This is a genomic window from Sodalis sp. C49 (assembly GCF_046352915.1).
Classification (GTDB): domain Bacteria; phylum Pseudomonadota; class Gammaproteobacteria; order Enterobacterales; family Enterobacteriaceae; genus Acerihabitans.
In genome coordinates this window covers 4,292,762-4,310,529 of record NZ_CP163303.1, presented here as the reverse complement: position 1 = coordinate 4,310,529, position 17,768 = coordinate 4,292,762, and the positions used below count along the sequence as shown (strand labels likewise).

The 17,768-nt window shown below is 56.5% G+C and carries 16 protein-coding genes; 4 read left to right on the top strand and 12 right to left on the bottom strand.

The genetic code is table 11. The annotated features are described in order from the left end of the window. The first annotated feature begins 43 nt into the window (after positions 1-43). Together rapZ and npr are read left to right on the top strand one after the other, a co-directional pair. Positions 44-898 carry an RNase adapter RapZ gene (rapZ, locus tag ABUK12_RS19445; protein WP_410013352.1) on the top strand — a complete coding sequence of 285 codons (855 nt, stop codon included), beginning with the start codon at positions 44-46 and terminating at the stop codon, positions 896-898. Beyond that, entirely contained in the window at positions 895-1,167 is a 273-nt protein-coding gene (npr, locus tag ABUK12_RS19440) for a PTS phosphocarrier protein NPr (RefSeq protein ID WP_410013351.1), read from the top strand. The genes rapZ and npr overlap by 4 nt, the downstream gene beginning before the upstream one ends. On the opposite strand, the gene ABUK12_RS19435 is transcribed toward npr, so the two are convergent. From ABUK12_RS19435 to ABUK12_RS19395, 9 genes are all read right to left on the bottom strand, one after another. Beyond that, positions 1,168-3,081 (bottom strand): BglG family transcription antiterminator, encoded by a 1,914-nt coding sequence (locus ABUK12_RS19435; RefSeq protein WP_410016721.1) that lies wholly within the window; start codon positions 3,079-3,081, stop codon positions 1,168-1,170. Between the two features lie 6 nt (positions 3,082-3,087). Continuing rightward, the gene (gene dagF, locus ABUK12_RS19430; protein ID WP_410013350.1) at positions 3,088-3,828 is read right to left on the bottom strand and encodes a 2-dehydro-3-deoxy-phosphogluconate aldolase; all 741 of its coding nucleotides are present in this window, start codon (positions 3,826-3,828) and stop codon (positions 3,088-3,090) included. Further along, on the bottom strand, positions 3,825-4,943 hold the full coding sequence (locus ABUK12_RS19425) for a DgaE family pyridoxal phosphate-dependent ammonia lyase (protein ID WP_410013349.1): 1,119 nt from the start codon (positions 4,941-4,943) through the stop codon (positions 3,825-3,827). Before ABUK12_RS19425 ends, dagF begins: the two co-directional genes overlap by 4 nt. Next, complete coding sequence (locus ABUK12_RS19420; protein WP_410013348.1) at positions 4,927-6,069, bottom strand: amidohydrolase/deacetylase family metallohydrolase; 1,143 nt, start codon at positions 6,067-6,069, stop codon at positions 4,927-4,929. Before ABUK12_RS19420 ends, ABUK12_RS19425 begins: the two co-directional genes overlap by 17 nt. Before the next feature lie 86 nt (positions 6,070-6,155). Beyond that, positions 6,156-6,803 (bottom strand): DUF4310 family protein, encoded by a 648-nt coding sequence (locus ABUK12_RS19415; protein ID WP_410013347.1) that lies wholly within the window; start codon positions 6,801-6,803, stop codon positions 6,156-6,158. A gap of 20 nt (positions 6,804-6,823) precedes the next feature. Continuing rightward, a complete protein-coding gene (locus ABUK12_RS19410; RefSeq protein WP_410013346.1) occupies positions 6,824-7,600 on the bottom strand; it encodes a DUF4311 domain-containing protein in 777 nt (258 codons plus the stop codon). 31 nt (positions 7,601-7,631) lie between these two features. Continuing rightward, positions 7,632-7,928, bottom strand: a complete 297-nt coding sequence (locus ABUK12_RS19405) for a DUF4312 family protein (RefSeq protein WP_410013345.1) — start codon at positions 7,926-7,928, stop codon at positions 7,632-7,634. After that, positions 7,928-8,293, bottom strand: a complete 366-nt coding sequence (locus ABUK12_RS19400; RefSeq protein ID WP_410013344.1) for a glycine-rich SFCGS family protein — start codon at positions 8,291-8,293, stop codon at positions 7,928-7,930. Before ABUK12_RS19400 ends, ABUK12_RS19405 begins: the two co-directional genes overlap by 1 nt. A 19-nt stretch (positions 8,294-8,312) precedes the next feature. Next, entirely contained in the window at positions 8,313-8,657 is a 345-nt protein-coding gene (locus tag ABUK12_RS19395) for a glycine dehydrogenase (protein ID WP_410013343.1), read from the bottom strand. Positions 8,658-9,328: 671 nt separating this feature from the next. On the opposite strand from ABUK12_RS19395, the gene ABUK12_RS19390 reads away from it, so the two are divergent. Beyond that, entirely contained in the window at positions 9,329-13,426 is a 4,098-nt protein-coding gene (locus tag ABUK12_RS19390; RefSeq protein WP_410013342.1) for a dermonecrotic toxin domain-containing protein, read from the top strand. 48 nt (positions 13,427-13,474) lie between these two features. Here the strand turns inward: ABUK12_RS19390 and cybC are convergent, their stop codons facing one another. The 3 genes from cybC to ABUK12_RS19375 form a co-directional block, all read right to left on the bottom strand. Further along, entirely contained in the window at positions 13,475-13,843 is a 369-nt protein-coding gene (cybC, locus tag ABUK12_RS19385) for a cytochrome b562 (protein ID WP_410013341.1), read from the bottom strand. A gap of 36 nt (positions 13,844-13,879) precedes the next feature. Then, on the bottom strand, positions 13,880-15,220 hold the full coding sequence (gene pmbA, locus ABUK12_RS19380) for a metalloprotease PmbA (protein WP_410013340.1): 1,341 nt from the start codon (positions 15,218-15,220) through the stop codon (positions 13,880-13,882). 202 nt (positions 15,221-15,422) lie between these two features. Continuing rightward, entirely contained in the window at positions 15,423-16,577 is a 1,155-nt protein-coding gene (locus tag ABUK12_RS19375; RefSeq protein ID WP_410013339.1) for a Gfo/Idh/MocA family protein, read from the bottom strand. A 273-nt stretch (positions 16,578-16,850) separates the two neighbouring features. On the opposite strand from ABUK12_RS19375, the gene ABUK12_RS19370 reads away from it, so the two are divergent. After that, entirely contained in the window at positions 16,851-17,765 is a 915-nt protein-coding gene (locus ABUK12_RS19370) for a BadF/BadG/BcrA/BcrD ATPase family protein (protein WP_410013338.1), read from the top strand. Positions 17,766-17,768: the final 3 nt, after the last annotated feature.

Genomic DNA, 17,768 nt, shown 5'->3' with positions numbered 1-17,768 from the left:
AGCGTGGCCAATGGGTCAATAAAAATACCAGAGGGGAGTCGTCATGGTGCTGATGATTGTCAGCGGTCGATCCGGTTCAGGGAAATCAGTCGCGCTGCGCGCGCTGGAAGATATGGGGTTTTATTGCGTCGATAACCTGCCGGTGGTGCTGCTGCCGCAATTGGCCAATACGCTGGCCGATCGGAATATCTCCGCCGCGGTGAGCATTGATGTGCGCAATATGCCCGAGACGCCGGAGATTTTCGAGCACGCCATGGACAACCTGCCGCAAAGCTTTTCGCCGCAGCTGTTGTTCCTCGACGCCGATCGCAGCACCCTCATCAGGCGGTATAGCGATACCCGGCGCCTGCATCCGTTATCCAGCAAGAACCTGTCGCTGGAAAGCGCCATTGATGAAGAGAATGAACTGCTGGAACCGCTGCGCTCCCGCGCGGATCTGATTATCGATACCACGGAAATGTCGGTGCATGAGCTGGCGGAAATGCTGCGTGCCCGGCTGCTGGGCAAACGCGAGCGCGAGCTGACCATCGTGTTCGAGTCTTTCGGCTATAAGCACGGCCTGCCCATCGACGCCGATTATGTTTTCGACGTGCGTTTCCTGCCCAACCCGCACTGGGATCCCAAACTGCGGCCGATGACCGGGCTGGATAAGCCGGTGGCGGCCTTTCTCGACCGCCATACCGAAGTGCATAATTTTATCTATCAAACCCGCAGTTACCTGGAGTTATGGTTGCCGATGCTGGAAACCAATAACCGCAGCTACCTGACCGTGGCCATTGGCTGCACCGGCGGCAAACACCGCTCGGTCTACGTGGCCGAGCAGCTGGCGGACTATTTCCGTTCACGCGGTAAAAACGTCCAGTCCCGGCACCGCACCCTGGAAAAGCGCAAACCATGACGGTTAAACAAACGGTGGAAATCAAGAACCGCCTGGGCATGCACGCCCGGCCGGCAATGAAGCTATTCGATCTGGTGCAAAGCTTTGACGCGGAGGTGTTGCTGCGCAACGATAGCGGCACCGAAGCGGAAGCCAGCAGCGTTATCGCCCTGCTGATGCTGGACTCGGCCAAAGGCCGGGTGATCGAGGTGGAGGCCACCGGCCCGGATGAGATACAGGCGCTGGCGGCGGTGATCGAGCTGTTTAACGCCGGTTTCGACGAAGACTGATCACGCGCGGCTCAGGCTATCGATGGCCACCGCCTTGAAGCCGGCGAAATCGCGGCTGTCGCGCAGCCTGGGCATGGAGCGCTCGCGCACGAAGGTCACGAACAGCTCATAGATCGCCATCGCCTCTTCATAATCGGTCTTATTGATCGCCAGCAGGAAAATCACGTAGGCGGTTTCATTATCGCCCCAGGCTATGCCCTGCGGCGCCAGAATGGTGTAAATCACCGTCTGCCTGGCCAGCAGCCCCAGGGAATGCGGCAGCGCAATGCCGTCGCCCAACAGGGTACTGACGATAGCCTCGCGCTCCACCACCGAGGGATAGAAATCTTTATCCACAACCCCTTCCCGCTTCAGCTGGCCGCATACCTGCTTAAACAGCGCCTGCTGGGTCAGCGGCCGGTCGACAATCATAAAATGCTGTTCAGAAAAGAACTTTTCCAGCATATAAGGGCGGGTGCGATCCACCAGCACCAGTTTGCCCAGCTGTTCGAGCTGATAGTCGCTGGGGAACGGCGCCAGCACCATCACCGGTTTGTTTTTTTCACCGATCCTGACGGTGGAAATGACAAAATCCTCCTCCAGCGCCGGCAGCTTGTCATATTCCCGTAATGAAATCACCTGCGTCACGGCAATCTGCGGATATTTGCGCTTGAGCATCGCCTGGATCATGCGCACCGTCGAGTTGCCGCTGTCGCAGACCAGCAGCGCCTGCGGATGGCGCTGGTAGCCGATATTGTAGTGCCGTTCCAGGCCGACGCCGATATGCAGGACCAGATAGCCTATCTCGTTTTCACTGATGACATACGGGGTATATTTGCCCCAGCTGGTTACCGCCGCCAGCGTCACGTCATAGGCCATGGGATAGTGCTGCTTGATGTTGGCCAGCAGCGGATTGGGAATGGTGATTTGATAGCGCACCCGGGTGATCATGGTCTTGATATGGGTCAGCAGGTCGGCGCGCAGCTGGCTGTCGTTTTGCAGGTTATAGTTATAGTGGCTGTTGATGTAGCTGAGGATATAGTCCACCAGCGTTTCGTCGTCGTCGGCGTTAATGGACGAGGGATTGATGTCCTGTATCCGCCGCGCGGCAATATGGATGCGCAGGTAATTTTCCTCCGCCGCCGAAAAGCCCTTGCCGGTTAACGGTTCGATCAGGCGCACCAGCTGCGCGGACGCCGTTTTAATCCCCTCGTCCACCTCCTCCATCGGGAAATCCGGCAGGGGGTAACCTTGCCGGATGCGTTTGACCGCCACCGCGCTGTACAGGGCCAGATATTGTTCGCCATCATCGGTAAGCTTGATGCCGCTGGCCACCAGGCTTTGGTGCCAGGCCGGCTTCAGCCGCGGCAGAATATCGAACGGCAGCTCGCCGCTGGCCAGCAGATAGCTGTCATGCTCGTCCAGCGACAGGGAATACATCAGATCGGTCAGGCACACCCGGATGGACGCTTCCTTGCCGAACAGCTTCATGCCGTGGCGGGGTTTGGTCTCGATGGTCAGATCGTAGCGCGACAGCCGTTCGCGCACTTCGCCCATATCGCTTTGCAGCGTGCCGCGGCTGACATACCATTCGTCGGCCACATCCTCCATCTTAAAGGCATAGGCCGAGCTTAAAAAGCGTACCATCAGCGCCGGGATACGCTCGGCGCTGGAATGAGGCGTGCGATTTTGGCGCGGCGTCTGCCGGGAGAGCGAGGCAAAAAGCGGCTCGTCGTCGATTTTCAACTGATAGCCGCTGCCGCGGTTGAGAACAAACTGCGCGCCATGGCCGGACAGGATGGCGTTCAGCGCCTGGATATCGGCCCGCACGGTGCGGGTCGATACCGAAAAACGTCTGGCCAGCTCTTCCTGCGGCAGCGATTCCGCCTGTAATGCGTCGAACATATTGGCCAGTCGCTGGTTAGGAAATCTCACCATGGCTTATGCAACCTGCTTTTTTACCAGCGCCAGCAATGTCGCCACGTCCTGGGGGCGGGTATTGCCGGTCTCTTTGTCGATAATCGAGCTGTAGATATGCGGAATGATGCGTTTGACCCCGGCGTCCAGCGCGATCTGCAGGATCGGGGCGAAGTTGTCCAGATCGATGCCGCCGGTCGGTTCCAGATAAAAATCATGACGCGCGCAGGCCAGCGCCACCGCCCGGTATTCATCCAGGTGATCCAGCCCGCCCATGGGGAAAAACTTAATGGAGCTGCCGCCCATGTCTTTTAGCAGGGCGATGGCCGTTTCAACGGGAACGATGCCGTCGGGCGACCTGGCGCTGAGCGGACCGGTGGAGATTTTCACCAGCCCCGGCCGGCCGGTGGGCGACACCAGGCCATTGACCAGGGTATCGGTCTGGCCGAGCAGCGCGCGGCTGGCGCCGACGCCGGTAAACACCTGGTTGACGTGCTGCGGCTGCAGGACGCCGGCAATGGCGGCGACCATCGCCGACTGGTTCGGATCGCCCGCTCCCAGGCCAACCGACAGCGCGTTGTCAATCAGGGCGGCGTAGGCGCGCATATCCTCGACGGCCGACGGCACGTCGGGATAGTTTTTCGAGAGGACGCCAACCAGCACATGGCCTTCCGCCGCCTCGTAGATGGCGCGCGCGTTTTCTTTGGAGCCGGCCAGAACGTTCAGGCAAACCCGGTCGCGGTAATAATTGGGGGTTAATTTCATGAACGGGATCCTTTTCCTATTTCACTGATGCGTGAACAAATGATATCAAGCTGGACCGGGGTCACGCTGCGCACATCCACCTCGATAATGCCCGCGTTAGCCTTATACCCGCGAAAATAAATCGCCGGATTGCCCATTTTCAACGCCGAGACGATATCCGCCGTGGCGATGCCCAATACCGTCTCGTCAAAATGGATTTCGGCGCGGGCGATGTCGCGCCCCGCCCCATCCCACACCACCCGCGCGCTGATGCCGGCCAGGGTATTCAGCCGATCGATAAACGGCGTCATTTTGGCCACCATCTCGCCGCCCGACTCTTTTTCACGCGCCAGATAGCTTTCGATGGCCTGGGTCAGGCCCAGTATGCCTTCCTTGCCGATCTTCATTGCCCGGCCGATGCCGCCGCCCTGCCGCTTGACCCACTCCACCGCCTGCGTTTTGCCGATAACCAGCCCGCTGGTCGGTCCCTCGAGCGCTTTGGCGCCGCTGTAGATCACCAGGTCGGCGCCCTGGCGGTAATATACCGCCAGATCTTCCTCGGCGGCGGCGTCGACAATCAGCGGCAGATGGCGGCTATGGGCGATTTCCGCGGCCTGCGCCACGGACAATATGCTCTTTTGCACACAATGGTGCGATTTAATATACAACACCGCCGCCGTTTGCGGACCGATGGCCGCCGCCAGTTGCTCCGGGGAGCACTCGTTGGCATAACCGGCCTCCACCACCTTACCGCCGCCCAGCGCCACCATGGTGCCCACCGGCGCGCCAAAATTCACGTTATGCCCCTTGGGCAGCACTATTTCATGAGGCACGGCCAGCGGTGCGGCATGCAGGTTCACCAGCAGGTTCAGGTCGTCCTTAACGATAAACGCCGCCACCGACTGGGCGATGCCCGCCGAGGCGCAGGAGACGATAACCGCGCTCTCAACGCCCAGCAAACCGGCCAGGTAGGCGCCGGTCTTATCCACCAGATCCTTCATTTCAAAATAATGGTTCAGGCCCAGATTGACCGCGTCGACCACATCCTGCCGGGGTGTGGACACGCCCAGCAGGGTCATGCGGCCCGAGGCGTTGATCACTTCTTTCAGCTGATATTTTTCATAAATCGAAGACATGGGAGGTTTTTCCTTCGTCCGTTAACAAACAAACGCCCGCCACCACCGCCGCCAGCGGGATCAACTGCTGCTCCCCGGTGACGGAGTGTCCCTCGGCGTCGGTGAACACGCAGGGGGCGGTGCGAACGTCAAACAGGGTTATATCCGCATCGCAGCCGGGTACAAGCCGTCCTTTTTTGGTCAGGCGCAGCGCATCGGCCGCATGCAGGGTTACACAGTCAATCACCTGGGCGAGCGTCATGCCGAGGGTGAAAAATTTAGCCATCACCGCCGCCAGGCTATGTACAGGCCCGTCAATACGGTTGCGGCAGTAGATATCGGAGCTGATGGTATAGGGATAGATACCCTGGGCTATCGCCAGGCGGGCCACCTCGAAGCTGAAGCTGGCGGTGCCATGGCCGACATCCAGGCGCACGCCGCGTTGCAGCGCCTTGCGCACCGAGGCGCGCAGTTCGCCCGCGGGCGTCAGGATGCGGTTGGGCTTGCCGTTATAACAATGGGTGACAATATCCCCGGCGCCGAGCAGATCGACGATGCGCCCGAGATCCGGCGGATTATTGCCGATATGCACCATTAACGGCAGGTTGCCGTTTTCCCGCTGGATTTCCTTGGCGCGCTGCAGGGGCTTGACGCCGTTGGCGCCCACCACGCTGCTGCTGATCCTGGCCTTGATACCGATAATAAAACCGCGATGACGGGCAATCGCCTCACCGGCCAGCGCTTTGTCGATGCGCGTCATATCCGCCAGTTCATCCTGGGTGACGATGCCGGTGCGCGCGATATTCAGCAGGGCATACACCCGGGTTTTGGCCGCCCGGGTCAATTGATAAAAATCGTCCACCGCGTCGGCGCCGGTGCTGCCGGCGTCGACCACCGTGGTCACGCCGCAGGCGATACCCACCTTATCCGGCTCGTCATGGTATATCGGCGAGGCGGGATAGCAATGGACATGGGAATCAATCCAGCCGGCGCTGGCATAATAGCGCCCGCCCAGGTTAATCTCGCGCCGGGCGGAAGTCGGCACGGCGCCTACGGCGGCGATGCGCCCGTCCAGCACGGCGATATCGGCAAGGGTGCCGTCCGGCTGCCTGGCCTGCCGGATAATCAGATCATATAAGGGTGCCAAGGGTCCTCCTTATGTTATCCGCCCGCCGCCCCGTGGCGCGGCCGGATAATCAACACAGTGATGGCGTCCCGGCGGCGGGCGTTAGGTTACGCAATAGCCACCGGGAAAAACGCGCCCAGCAGCATCGCGCCGAGGATGGCGCCGCCGGTAATGGGTTTATTCCACAGATAAAACAGCAATGCCCCGGCCAGGGATCCCAGGCCGATGGGGATCGACGCGGTAATGGCCGACAGGATAATCAGCGGCCCGAGAAAACGGCCCGATGCGTTGCCCGCGCCCATCATGACATCCGCCCCGTAGGTGGCGTTGCTTTGGTTAATGGTGAATCTGCGCGCCAGGATAATCAGGCCGCCGATGGCCAGGCCCAGCACCATGCCGGTCGCCAGCGAGGCAAGGAAATTCTCCAGGGGAAATTTGATGCCCGCGCCCAGCAGCAGCGCCGGCACGCCCAGGCCGACCCCGGTCTGCAGCGCGCCGCCGATATCCAGGATCCCCACCAGGGATCCTTCGATAATGCGCGCAAACAGGAAACTGGCGCCGAAAGCGGCCACCGCGCCGTAAACGCCGGTATCGATACCGGTGCGCAGCATGGCGACAAAGGCGACCTCGTTAAAGGCGCCGATGCCGTACAGATAGTACATATGGGTCCCGGCAAAAATCCCGGCTGAAAGCAGTCCGACAAAAATCGGGAACGACCAGTCGGCATACCAAAAACCGCGTTTTGTTTCTTCCATTTTCTTAACCCCTGTAAAATTTATTTACCGCTTAAGGCGTTATGGATGCCGTTCAGCCAACCGGGCACGCCCAGGCTAAAGGACTGCAGCATTTTCATATCGAAACCACGGAAGAAACCGCTGAGGACAAACAGGGCGATAATCGCCGCCATCATGATGCCGGTGATTTTATTCCAGCCGCCCTCTTCCACGCCCTTGCCGATCAGGATGCCCAGCACCAGGCCCGGCACGGCGTTGCCCATGATAAGCTGCGCCAGGCCGCCGAAAATGGTGGCCCAGAAACCGGAGCGTTTGCCGGCGTCGATTGCCGCCAGCCAGAAGATCACCGGCATGACGGTATTCACCAGGATATTGGCGGCAGGCACCAGGACCTTCACGGCGGTCACCTGGAGCGCGGCGGGCACGGCGGAAGCGGTGGAGTTAAGAAACGCCACCACCAGCATGCCGATGATGCCGCAGGCAAACGCCATGCGTTTTGGATCGTGCATGGTTTCACTGAGCTGGCGGTTTTTAATCATCAGCGCCGCAGCCCCCCAGTGGGGAATGATGCGATGGTCGACATCCTGGGTAAACGAACCGGCGGCCACCGACGATGCCCAGGCGTTAAAGAAGAAACCCAGGCCGAAGGAAAAATGCGACGCGGGATCGCCCTCGCAGGAATTGAGTTCACCCAGGGTACGAAAGGCCCCCATGCCCTGAACGGTCGGCGCATGGAACATGCGCGCCGCCCCGGCCCCCACCCCGACGCCGACCAGCCCGCCGATAATAAGTGACTTTATTAAAATGATAAGAAACATCGGATTATCCTTTGATGATTTATCCGCATCGTTAACTGCGGGTAAAAGGGACTTTTTCGGTATCGATCATGATGATGCCGACCGTAATATCCAATATGACGCTGTAGCTTTTCTTTTCACGCGGCAAAAAGAAAAAAAGAAATTTTTCAGTAATACGCTTCTCTTCCGCCTGGATAATTTTGACTTCCTGCGGTTCAATACGCAGCAAAACACAGCCGGTGGATTTCATCACCGCTGGCTGCACCTGACTTAACGCGGCGGCAAAAGCGGCCGCTTTGGTTTCACCTTTTCCCGCCACCTGTACGGTTAAAACAGACTGCTCTTTCATCAGGCATTGCCATATTTTTTAAGCCAGGTTTCTACTAATTTTTGCCCCAATTCTTCTTTATCCATAAAACCAAAACCCAATACTTTATTGCCTTCCTGGATAGCCGTTACGCCTTCTTCAATCGAGCGCATGCCGTGTTTGGCTTTATAACCGTATTTATTCTGCGCGGTGATGGCGCCGGCGCCGCCGCTGCCGCAAAAGGAAATGCCGAAGTCGGCCTGCTCGCTGTTCATCACATCGCCCAGCTTCATATCCGCCGCCATGCCGGGCACGACTATTGCCTTGCCGCCCGCCGCTTCGATGCCCTTGGCCACTTTCTGCCCCTTACCCAGCCGATCGCCTATCACTACCGTTACCTGTGCCATTTGGTTCTCCCACACGTTATTAAGCGTTATTGTCTTTGGCCACTTCAAAATGAACCGATAATAAATACGCTTCTTCAATCGGTAAATTATCCAGCAAATTCACCACCGCCTCCGCCATCGCCATCGAATCCGCGGAAATTTCGTCAAATAACTCTTTATCCACTTCCGGTAACGGCTCGCCGGTTAAAGAACGCATCACCATGGCGCGCACATGGGAGTGCAGCATTTGATCCTGCACGTGATTGATCCGGATATTGCGCTCCGTCAGCATCTGCATGATTTCCAGCAGAACCTTTTCGGTCAATGCGGCGGCCAATGCATCACGTTCCGTTTCTCCGCCCGCTGATACGGCTTTATCGACCACTCTGTGCTCCTACGGCATCCATAATAAAAATATTCAGCGCGGTAAAGCAGTCTTGCTTTTGCCGCCTTTAATGATGATTTACCCTAGCCGGTGCGGCGGCAGGTTTGTAGCCGTTATATTTCCACTTTGAAGTGGAAATAAATCACGGCCAAGCGATCTCATTCGCATAATGGCTACAAACCGCATCATTTCACTGTATATATGGGATATCAGAGTCCAATTGCCCGGCGACGGGCATGGAAGGACGGATATTACGTCGTTATAGACCTATAAGAATAACCTATCGTGAATTTGGCCCTGGCGATAACGCCCGGCAACCCCAGACCATATACCGCGCAGGCTGGCGCCCGCCGTCTGTCTTTATGCGCTGGAAAAAGCCTTAATCCGGCGGCCGTCGGGATAAGGATAAACAATGACGATGGACCATGCGCACCCTGCCGCCTGATGTGCCGGCCCCGGCCTCAGTCAGTTCACCGGCTGGGAAGCGTAAACCCGGCACGGTTAAACCTTATCAGCCGCAAAGACTAATTAACCCGCCATTATGGCGATAGTGGCCGCCTACCTGTTTATCATGGCGGCATCCACCCCCAGGTCATGTTTCATCCCTCATATGGCTCAGCTGAAAGAGATGGTTTAGCGCCGAGCAACAGATTATATATAGAGAGAAATTAATGTACATTAACCATGAAGTTATTAAACATAACCATATTGATACAAATAATTCGGAAGATGTTTTTTATGATTGCGAGCCTTACACCTTATGGCCCGGCCATAATGATGATGAACATGCCGCCGTTGATGACATAATCAATCAACCCCAAACAGCCTTAGCGGAAGATTTAAAAATAGCGTTGACGAACCTGCTTAAAATAGCGGTTTCTCATGAGGCCAGTCGGTTCAGCATGAATATGGGATTGGATATTCCACAGGCGGTATTCAATACCGCCTGGTGCCTCTATAATGCCATAACAGCCAGAAAAAGTATCAGTACAGTCCTGGAAGCCGGGCTGCCATTGTGCATAAATGCTATTTTATCCCAGTCACAATTTTTAGTTTCTGTATCCGTTTATGTAAGGGATTATATTGAAGAACAGCTCGGGCCCTCGCTGACCGGCGCATTAGATATCGGTGCGGATAATATCCTCACTCATAACAGCTATCTTTTTTTTGGCGCCCTGGCGCTGGCCAGTAAGTACTATTGCGATGGGGGGAATGAACGACAGCCGCAGCGGCGTTGTCTGAACCTGCCGGTAGCCATCGCGCGCCTGTTTAATAAGGCTTGCCAGTACTGGCAGGGATTATGCGTGGCGTCCGGGGTTCATCAACGGCAACCGACGGATGAAGGTGGCAGGATGTTATTAAACCCAACGGAAAAAACACAACAGGCGTTGGGGCGCAACCTGGCCCGGCAATGGGCCAGGCAAAGCCATTACAACCAGCTGCGCGCGGAGCGGGCGGCCGAGCAGTTTTATGGCATCAGCGCCAAGACCGGTAGCGCGGCGTCGCGGGCGTGTGTCGAGATCAACGCGCAGCCAAGGCCGCGCATTCCCCCCGTTCGGTGCCCACGATTAAGCGTGGCGCGGGATACCGGCGAGGTAACGGACTGTTTGCCGGGGACGCGCGCACCTCATCTGCCCACGATAACACCGTCGTTCAGCCGCGGGCTGGCCGGATTTTCACTGCCCCGCCTCTCTCTGCTGCCGATGACGGCGGCGGCCCCCATACCGGACGCGACGCCCGCAAAGCAGATTATTACCGCCCTGGCGCCGGAGCGCGATACCCCCGCGCACAAAAGCGATATCCTGATTAACCGCCATCTGCAGCAGGCATTTCCCACCATCACCCGCATAGTCACGGCTTGGTTAAATCAAGAGATCAAAACCAGGTATCTACTTGATATTAAGACGGAAGAATGTTGGGTTCTGTATTTTGACCGTCCTTATCCCGACAGGGAGCCCACTTACGGCCGCAGCCAAATTGCGGTAATCACACAATCGATGCCGTTAACCGAATATGTTATCAACAATTTCTTTAGTAAAGAATGCCAAGATTTGAATTCCGTCGATAAATATCAGGGGATATATTTTACGGAACGGCCGGAACCGATGCTTCGCCATCATTCACAGGCGGCGATCAAACCTTCACAAATTATCGAGCTGTTGAATAATATGGATATTGCTTCCCGGTATTTAACGGCACTGGACGTCTATTGGCGTGAGAATAAACCTTACCATGTCATCGCCAATATCATTAATATATTGACCCATCTTAGCATCGAGCAGACATCATTGGCTGATAGCGTTGTAGCTATCATCCTGCATGCGCTGGGTTTGGAGAAAAATGATCAACTGCGGGTGAGGGTGAAGCTATTTGATATAAACGGTTATCCGGCCACGGATATGGTGGTGTTCAGCATGACCGGTGAAAATATGCTCATTCTTTACCAACCGCGCGGCGTCAGGCATTTTTGGGTGTTCAATGGCATCAACGATTTGAGAAACTGGGTAATAGAACAATGCCGGAACGAAACGCAGCGCATTGACATCGCCAGCCATTTCACGTTGCAGGATAGAGTGGATGGCATGTCGCTATTCGGTTTTTACTCTTGGGGCGTCGACCGTTGGCTGGCCCATGCCGGCGCATACCCTGACCGTATCATGACGCTGAATGAATCGCTGAGCGAACCTTGCCATCTGGCGCTGGGCAACCGGCAGCAGGCGCGCTCCTTAAGCGACGCCGCAAAACTTGGCTACGCGAGCCACCAGGGCCTGTGGACCCTGGCCGCAACGGCGCTGGATATTAGCGCAAACCTGTTTGCCATGCCCCTGGTCCCCTTCGTCCCCCTGGCAGCGCAGACCAATAAAACGGACGGCGTCGCAAAAAACTTCCTGCGCATGGCCCAGTATGCCGGCGATCAGGGCGATACCGTGAAACGAGCGTTATCCATACTCACGTCGGTCCTGAGCGAAATAATGCCATACGATGAAAAAGGCGCAATTCAGCCGGCATTAAGCCTGAACTTTACACTGGCTGAATATTTTCATATCGTCCATACGGATATCGCCCTGTGGAAAACCATGCCTGAGGCCACCTCCGGCGAGAAACGCCTGGTGAAAAGGCTGAGCGTTTACCCGCTAGGGTACCGGCGGGTATTGCAGACCCACCAGCATGGAACCACGGATAACCATTTCACCTTAAGCCTGATGACCAAGGACGGTCTGCGCAGGGACGACATTATCGCCATCCGAATGTATAAAGCGGCGTTACCAATACGCTTTAATAATAGGTTACAATTATTCGAAGTTTACGATATTGATCATATCAGCAAGGCGGGTTATCCGGTCTATATGTTCGTCACCAATAATATAACGCATTGGCAATTCGGCCGCGTGACGGACACCCGTAGTAACGTGGTGGGGGAAAGTGAAGTCATTATGGCTGATTACGCTTTTGTCTCGGTGCGTTTGTTTGACTTGATTATGGAAAATATTGATAACCTCTGCGCAAAGGTGAAATCACTGACCCCCATTAATAGCCAAGGTCTGGCACAGGACGCGCTTGGGCACAGCTATTTAAAAGTGGGCATACATTATATAAAAATTGAAATAGACGCCGAAAGAAATCATTATTATTTAGGCGATCGTGACGCCTGTTATCTATTGATTATCTATGATGGAAAATTAAAAAAATTCACCCTTTACTTAACGCCCGAGCAGAAGTTGTCGGCGCTCTACAACCAGCTGGCGGCGCATGAAAATGACCAATTCAAAAGCACCAATATATCTTTAAGTTACCGTAGCGGCTACCGGGGTGCTAACGAACAAGAATACTTTAGCGCCATGGTGGCTGACAACATCATCCTTGATGCCGGCGTTAAGGAGATTATTTGTTATGGTCTGTTACCACATGAAATAGTGACACACCCTGAAGCAACAGTTTTGGCTTCCCGGCTAAAAAAAGTCATGAGCGCATGCCGCCATATCATCATGGACATGATGAACACTTCGGAGTGCGTACGGCAAGCGTTTTTGATGGATACTATATATACGTTGATAAGAGTCAAAAATCCCGATAAGGATATATTCCGCGCAAAAAACATCATACGATTTAACGAATTATTGGAAAAAATGCTCGATATTATTGAGCAGCATATTGCCGATAAATTCAGTCGGATCTGGTTAGCGCGCTTTCATCAATCCGAGACCATAGTCATGACCGTCCATGGCGATCCGCTTAAACGATTATGGGTCAGCGCGGGAGATGGAGATAATGAGAGCGCGAGTCCATCGCAATGGTATCGCGCCCGCTTTTGCCGTTACGGTTGCAGCGAGCTGCCCCCAGCGCAGAATATCGCCATTCTCGACCGGGTAAACCTTATTAACGGCACCCACGCCGGGAGAAATTATGCGGCCCAGTATCAACATGAAAATTTTAAGTCAATTATCAACCGCTTATGGGCAGGCGAGATGACGGAGGGCGAGGTCAATTACCTGATCAGTCTGCCGGAGGTCACCGCGGTCAAAAATTATTTGCTCATGACCGATAGAGAACTTGCCCGAAAGCTGTTTCGCAAGAAGGCCACGGTCCGGATGGCCATGATTTTCCGCAATGCCGACCTCTTCTGCGAACTGCTGGCGCATCTGCATCGGGGCATGAACAATGGTCATCCGCAGATTCGCCATCATCAGGATCCGTGGCTGATGTCCCTGCTTTTCGCCGTGGCATTTCATGCGACCGGTCCAGCAACATCCGCGCCGGCGCGGGTATAAAAAAACCGGCCTGCCGGGACCGGTTTATTGCCTGGCGCAGCCTTCATCCTAGCGGAATTTTGCGTGGTTTTCGTTGCGGGTTTGCTGAAATTGCTTTGCCATTGCCTGGGCCTGTTTAAGATCGCCTTTATCAGCCAACGCCTGGGCCTGCTCGATTTGACCGATCAGAGTACTCATACCCTGGCGGAAATCCTTCATCTGCGGGCTATCCGCCGGTTGCCCCTTGAGCTTGGGCGGCGTGCCGTTACGGGCATCCAGCGCCGCTTCATGCATATTGGCCAGTGCCGGTTTAAGCGTATCGAGATTATCGCTTTTGACCACTTTACTATAGTTGGCGTTAAGGATATCCATATCCTCGCCCAGATCGCGCGCCTGCGTCGCCAGGGGAGCGGCGATAAACAGGGCTGCCGACAACATTGCTATTGCTTTGAATCTCATTATTATAAATTCCCGTTAAATACCTGCGATTTTCATCTGCGGTAATAACACCGATCCGCATTGGATATTGCTGCGGGTTTCGATATCGTCGCCGACCGAAACAATATTACGCCACATATCCTTCAGGTTGCCGGCAATAGTGATCTCGCTGACCGGATACTGAATTTCACCGTGTTCCACCCAGAAACCCGCAGCCCCGCGTGAATAATCCCCGGTGATGGCACTCACACCTTGCCCCATCAGTTCGGTGACTACCAGTCCCCTGTCCATTTTTTTGATCAATGCCGCAAAATCAAGGCCCTGGCCCGCGATGCGCCAGTTATGAATGCCGCCTGCATGGCCGGTGCTTTTCAGCCCCAGCTTACGCGCCGAGTAGCTGCTTAACAGCCAGGTCTGGAGTACGCCGTCTTTGATGATGGCCCGATCCTGGGTACGCACGCCTTCGCTGTCAAAGGGTGACGATGCCAAGCCCTTAAGCAAGTGCGGATGCTCTTCTATGGACAGCCAGTCCGGCAAAATCGCCTTGCCCAGGTAATCAAGCAGGAATGTGGATTTGCGATACACGCTGCCGCCGCTGATAGCGCCGACCAGATGGCCGAACAAACCGGTTGCCGCTTCGGCGGCGAACAGCACCGGCGCCTGCTGGGTGGCAATCTTGCGCGGGTTCAGGTGCGCCAGCGTGCGCCTTGCGCACTCCTCGCCAACCCATTCCGGCGTGCGCAGATCGTCAAATGCCCTGCCGATGGTGTAGGCGTAGTTACGTTCCATATTACCGCCGCTTTCGGCGATAACGCTGCTGGAGAGGGAATGGCGGCTGCTGTTGTAGCTTGCCAGCATGCCATGGCTGTTGCCGTAGACCTTGGTACTGTAATGGCTGTTGAAACTACCGCCTTCGGTATTGGTGATGCGCTTATCGGCGTTGAGCGCCGCCTGTTCGGCACGGGCGGCCAGATCGGCTCCGCGCTCCGCGTCCAGCTCCGCCGGATGGAACAGGTCCAGTTCCGGCGCGTCGAAAGCCAGCAGTTCTTTATCCGCCAGGCCGGCGAACGGGTCGGGTGAGGTATAACGGGCGATATCCAGCGCGGCGCCCACGGTACGGGCAATCGCGTCCGGACTGAGATCGGTCGACGAGGCGCTGCCTTTGCGCTGCTGGTAAAAAACGGTGATGCCCAACGCGCCGTCGCTGTTGAATTCAACGTTTTCCACTTCGCCATAACGGGTGCTGACGCCGATACCGGTGGTTTTGGTCACCGCTACTTCCGCCGCGTCGGAGCCGGCGCCGGCCAGTTCCAATGCCTGGGCTACCGCGTTTTCCAATAACTTACGCTGTTCTGCAACTTGAGTGACTAATTTCATTGGGCCGCCATAATTGTGAGGGTTATCCGCCGCAGGATGATGTATCAATTCTATCAGTCCACAGGCTGTTTCGCACGGTATCAGGGTGGGATGGTGAAAAGGCTGGGCGGCAGGCGACAAAAATCAATGAACGGCACAGGCGCGCCGCCGTCCCCCGCGCTGGGAATATAACGGCTGCGCGCCAGGGATAGCGCCGGCGGGGTCAGGCACCGCGTCCAAGCTTGCGGTCGAAGCGTCGCCAGCATTCCGTCAGGTCGATAAGGCATTTCTTTTTACGCGCTTCGTCTATTTTAATCGCGGTCAGGCCGGCCTCCATGGCATCGATAATAGAGACCTTTAACGGTTCGCCGTGCAGCAAATGGTCGACCACGCCCTGCGCCATTTGCGTATCCGCGCCGTAATGACCGGCGTCGCCGTAGCCTTCATAGGTTTTATCCTCCAGCTTGTCGCCGCTGCGGGCATCATGGACGCGAAAATAGTTGCGGACAAAATCCCCTTCCGCCATGCCGTCGCTGCCGATAACGCAAAAACGGCGAAAATAATCCGGCACATTCAGATTGGCATGGAAAGAAAGCGTTGCGCCGGTGGCGTATTCAACGATAGCGGTCTGGTAGTCGATAATATCCGCATCGCTGGTAAACACGTTATCGGTGCTATGCCAGCCGCTGGGCTTGCGGTGATACACGTCAGACGCAGCGGTCACCGGCCCGTGCGGTTCATGCGCCGCGGTAAAGGATTTGCGCCCGCCAAAGCTCGCCACGCTGGTGGCGCGCGCGCCGACCAGCCCCTGGTACAGGTCCAGGTCGTGGCAGCATTTTTCCAGCATATACGCCCCGGCGAAGCGTTCGAAGCGCCGCCAGTCGCGCATGAAAAAAGCGCCATGCCAGGGCGGAATATGCTCACAGGCCTCGATGGAGGTGATTTCGCCCAATTGGTTTTGCGCCTGGGCGCGGAGTAAATCCACATACAGCGGCGAATAACGCAGCACCAGGCCCACAATGATGCGATCGCTGCCGTACTGCCGCACCAGCTCCGCCAGCGCCATGGTCTGCTCTTCGTTTATCACCACCGGTTTTTCGGTAAAGACGATAAGCCCGGCTTCCAGCCCGGCGCGGATATGCTCCAGATGCAGGTAATTCGGCGAACCCACCATCAGTAGGTCAAAGCCGCCCGCGGCCAGCAGTTCGCCAAGCGTGCCGAATCCCCGTCCGGCATCGATGCCGAATTGCGTGAGCGTCTCCAGCCCGGCCGGCGCCGGGTCGGCGTATCCGGTTATGGTAAAATCCGCATCGGCTTGTTTAAATTCCCTGGCCACGTTCGCCATGCGAAAACCCAGTCCGACAATGCCTGCTTTCATGTTGGTTGCCCCTGCCGCCCATGATGAACCCACGTTTCTGAACCTTGAACTTATTACGATTACAAAAGTAATGTCAATTATTAACCAATACGTAAAAATGATGACCCTGGATATTGCATTGAAATTTAATAATTTATTAAAATAAAAGAATGTGATATTTTTTTCATTATTGCGATTTATGTTTTTTTACCCTATCTTTTCCGCTCGACACGTCAGTTCCACAGCGTCCCTGGCGGCAATTCATGTCATCAAGAGCCAAAAGGAGGGGGAACGTTGCAAGCAAATTTTTATGTGGGCGTAGATGGCGGCGGCACGGCGTGCCGCGTGCGCCTGATCGATAGTCAGGGCCGCCTGCTGGCGGAGTGCCGGGGCGGGGCGGCCAATATTTTCAGCGCTCCGGCGCAAGCCCTGGCCACGTCGCTGGCGCTGGTGGCCGAGGCCTTTCGCCTTGCCGGCCTGCCGTTGGCGGAACAGGCCGGCGCGCGGGCGGGGTTCGGTTTTGCCGGCGCCAATGTGCAGCGCGTCAGGGAACTGGCGGAAAGCTGGCCAATGCCGTTCGCGGCCCGGCATATTGCCTCCGACGTGGAAATCGCCTGTCTTGGCGCTCATCAGGGCCGCCCCGGCGCGGTGCTGATTACCGGCACCGGCAGCCAGGCCACGGCGTATGACGGCAGCCGGTTTCATTCTATCGGCGGCTGGGGCTTTAGCCTGGGAGACCAGGGCTCGGGCGCCATCCTGGGACGTCACGCGCTGCGCCGCACATTGCAGGCCCATGAGGGCATCCTGCCGGCGTCCGCATTAACGCAGGCCCTGATGGCGGATTTCGATCATTCGCCCGAGGTCATGTTGCACTGGGCCCAGTCCGCCGGCCCCCATGACTGGGCGGCGTTTGCCCCGCGCATCTTTGATTCCGCCCGGTGCGGCGATCCGAACGGCGTTCATTTGGTGCGCCAACTGGCACTGGAGATCGATCTGATGCTAGCCTGTCTGGTGGACGCCGGCTCGCCGCGGATTGCCCTGATGGGCGGTATTTCACAGCCGGTATTGCCCTGGTTGCACCCCCGCTGGCGCCAGCATATTGTCGCACCCTGCGCGGACGCCCTGGACGGCGCGCTGCGCCTGGCCGGCGGCGCCGGACCTTACGTCCAGGCCCGGCCGGCGCACCCGTTATCGTCGTCACAAGGATAAAAC

Excerpts from the sequence above, each read along its gene's own strand:
- rapZ (WP_410013352.1), top strand. The coding sequence starts at position 44 with ATGGTGCTGATGATTGTCAGCGGTCGATCCGGTTCAGGGAAATCAGTC.
- npr (WP_410013351.1), top strand. The coding sequence starts at position 895 with ATGACGGTTAAACAAACGGTGGAAATCAAGAACCGCCTGGGCATGCAC.
- dagF (WP_410013350.1), bottom strand. The coding sequence starts at position 3,828 with ATGAAATTAACCCCCAATTATTACCGCGACCGGGTTTGCCTGAACGTT.
- ABUK12_RS19425 (WP_410013349.1), bottom strand. The coding sequence starts at position 4,943 with ATGTCTTCGATTTATGAAAAATATCAGCTGAAAGAAGTGATCAACGCC.
- ABUK12_RS19415 (WP_410013347.1), bottom strand. The coding sequence starts at position 6,803 with ATGGAAGAAACAAAACGCGGTTTTTGGTATGCCGACTGGTCGTTCCCG.
- ABUK12_RS19410 (WP_410013346.1), bottom strand. The coding sequence starts at position 7,600 with ATGTTTCTTATCATTTTAATAAAGTCACTTATTATCGGCGGGCTGGTC.
- ABUK12_RS19405 (WP_410013345.1), bottom strand. The coding sequence starts at position 7,928 with ATGAAAGAGCAGTCTGTTTTAACCGTACAGGTGGCGGGAAAAGGTGAA.
- ABUK12_RS19400 (WP_410013344.1), bottom strand. The coding sequence starts at position 8,293 with ATGGCACAGGTAACGGTAGTGATAGGCGATCGGCTGGGTAAGGGGCAG.
- ABUK12_RS19390 (WP_410013342.1), top strand. The coding sequence starts at position 9,329 with ATGTACATTAACCATGAAGTTATTAAACATAACCATATTGATACAAAT.
- cybC (WP_410013341.1), bottom strand. The coding sequence starts at position 13,843 with ATGTTGTCGGCAGCCCTGTTTATCGCCGCTCCCCTGGCGACGCAGGCG.
- pmbA (WP_410013340.1), bottom strand. The coding sequence starts at position 15,220 with ATGAAATTAGTCACTCAAGTTGCAGAACAGCGTAAGTTATTGGAAAAC.
- ABUK12_RS19375 (WP_410013339.1), bottom strand. The coding sequence starts at position 16,577 with ATGAAAGCAGGCATTGTCGGACTGGGTTTTCGCATGGCGAACGTGGCC.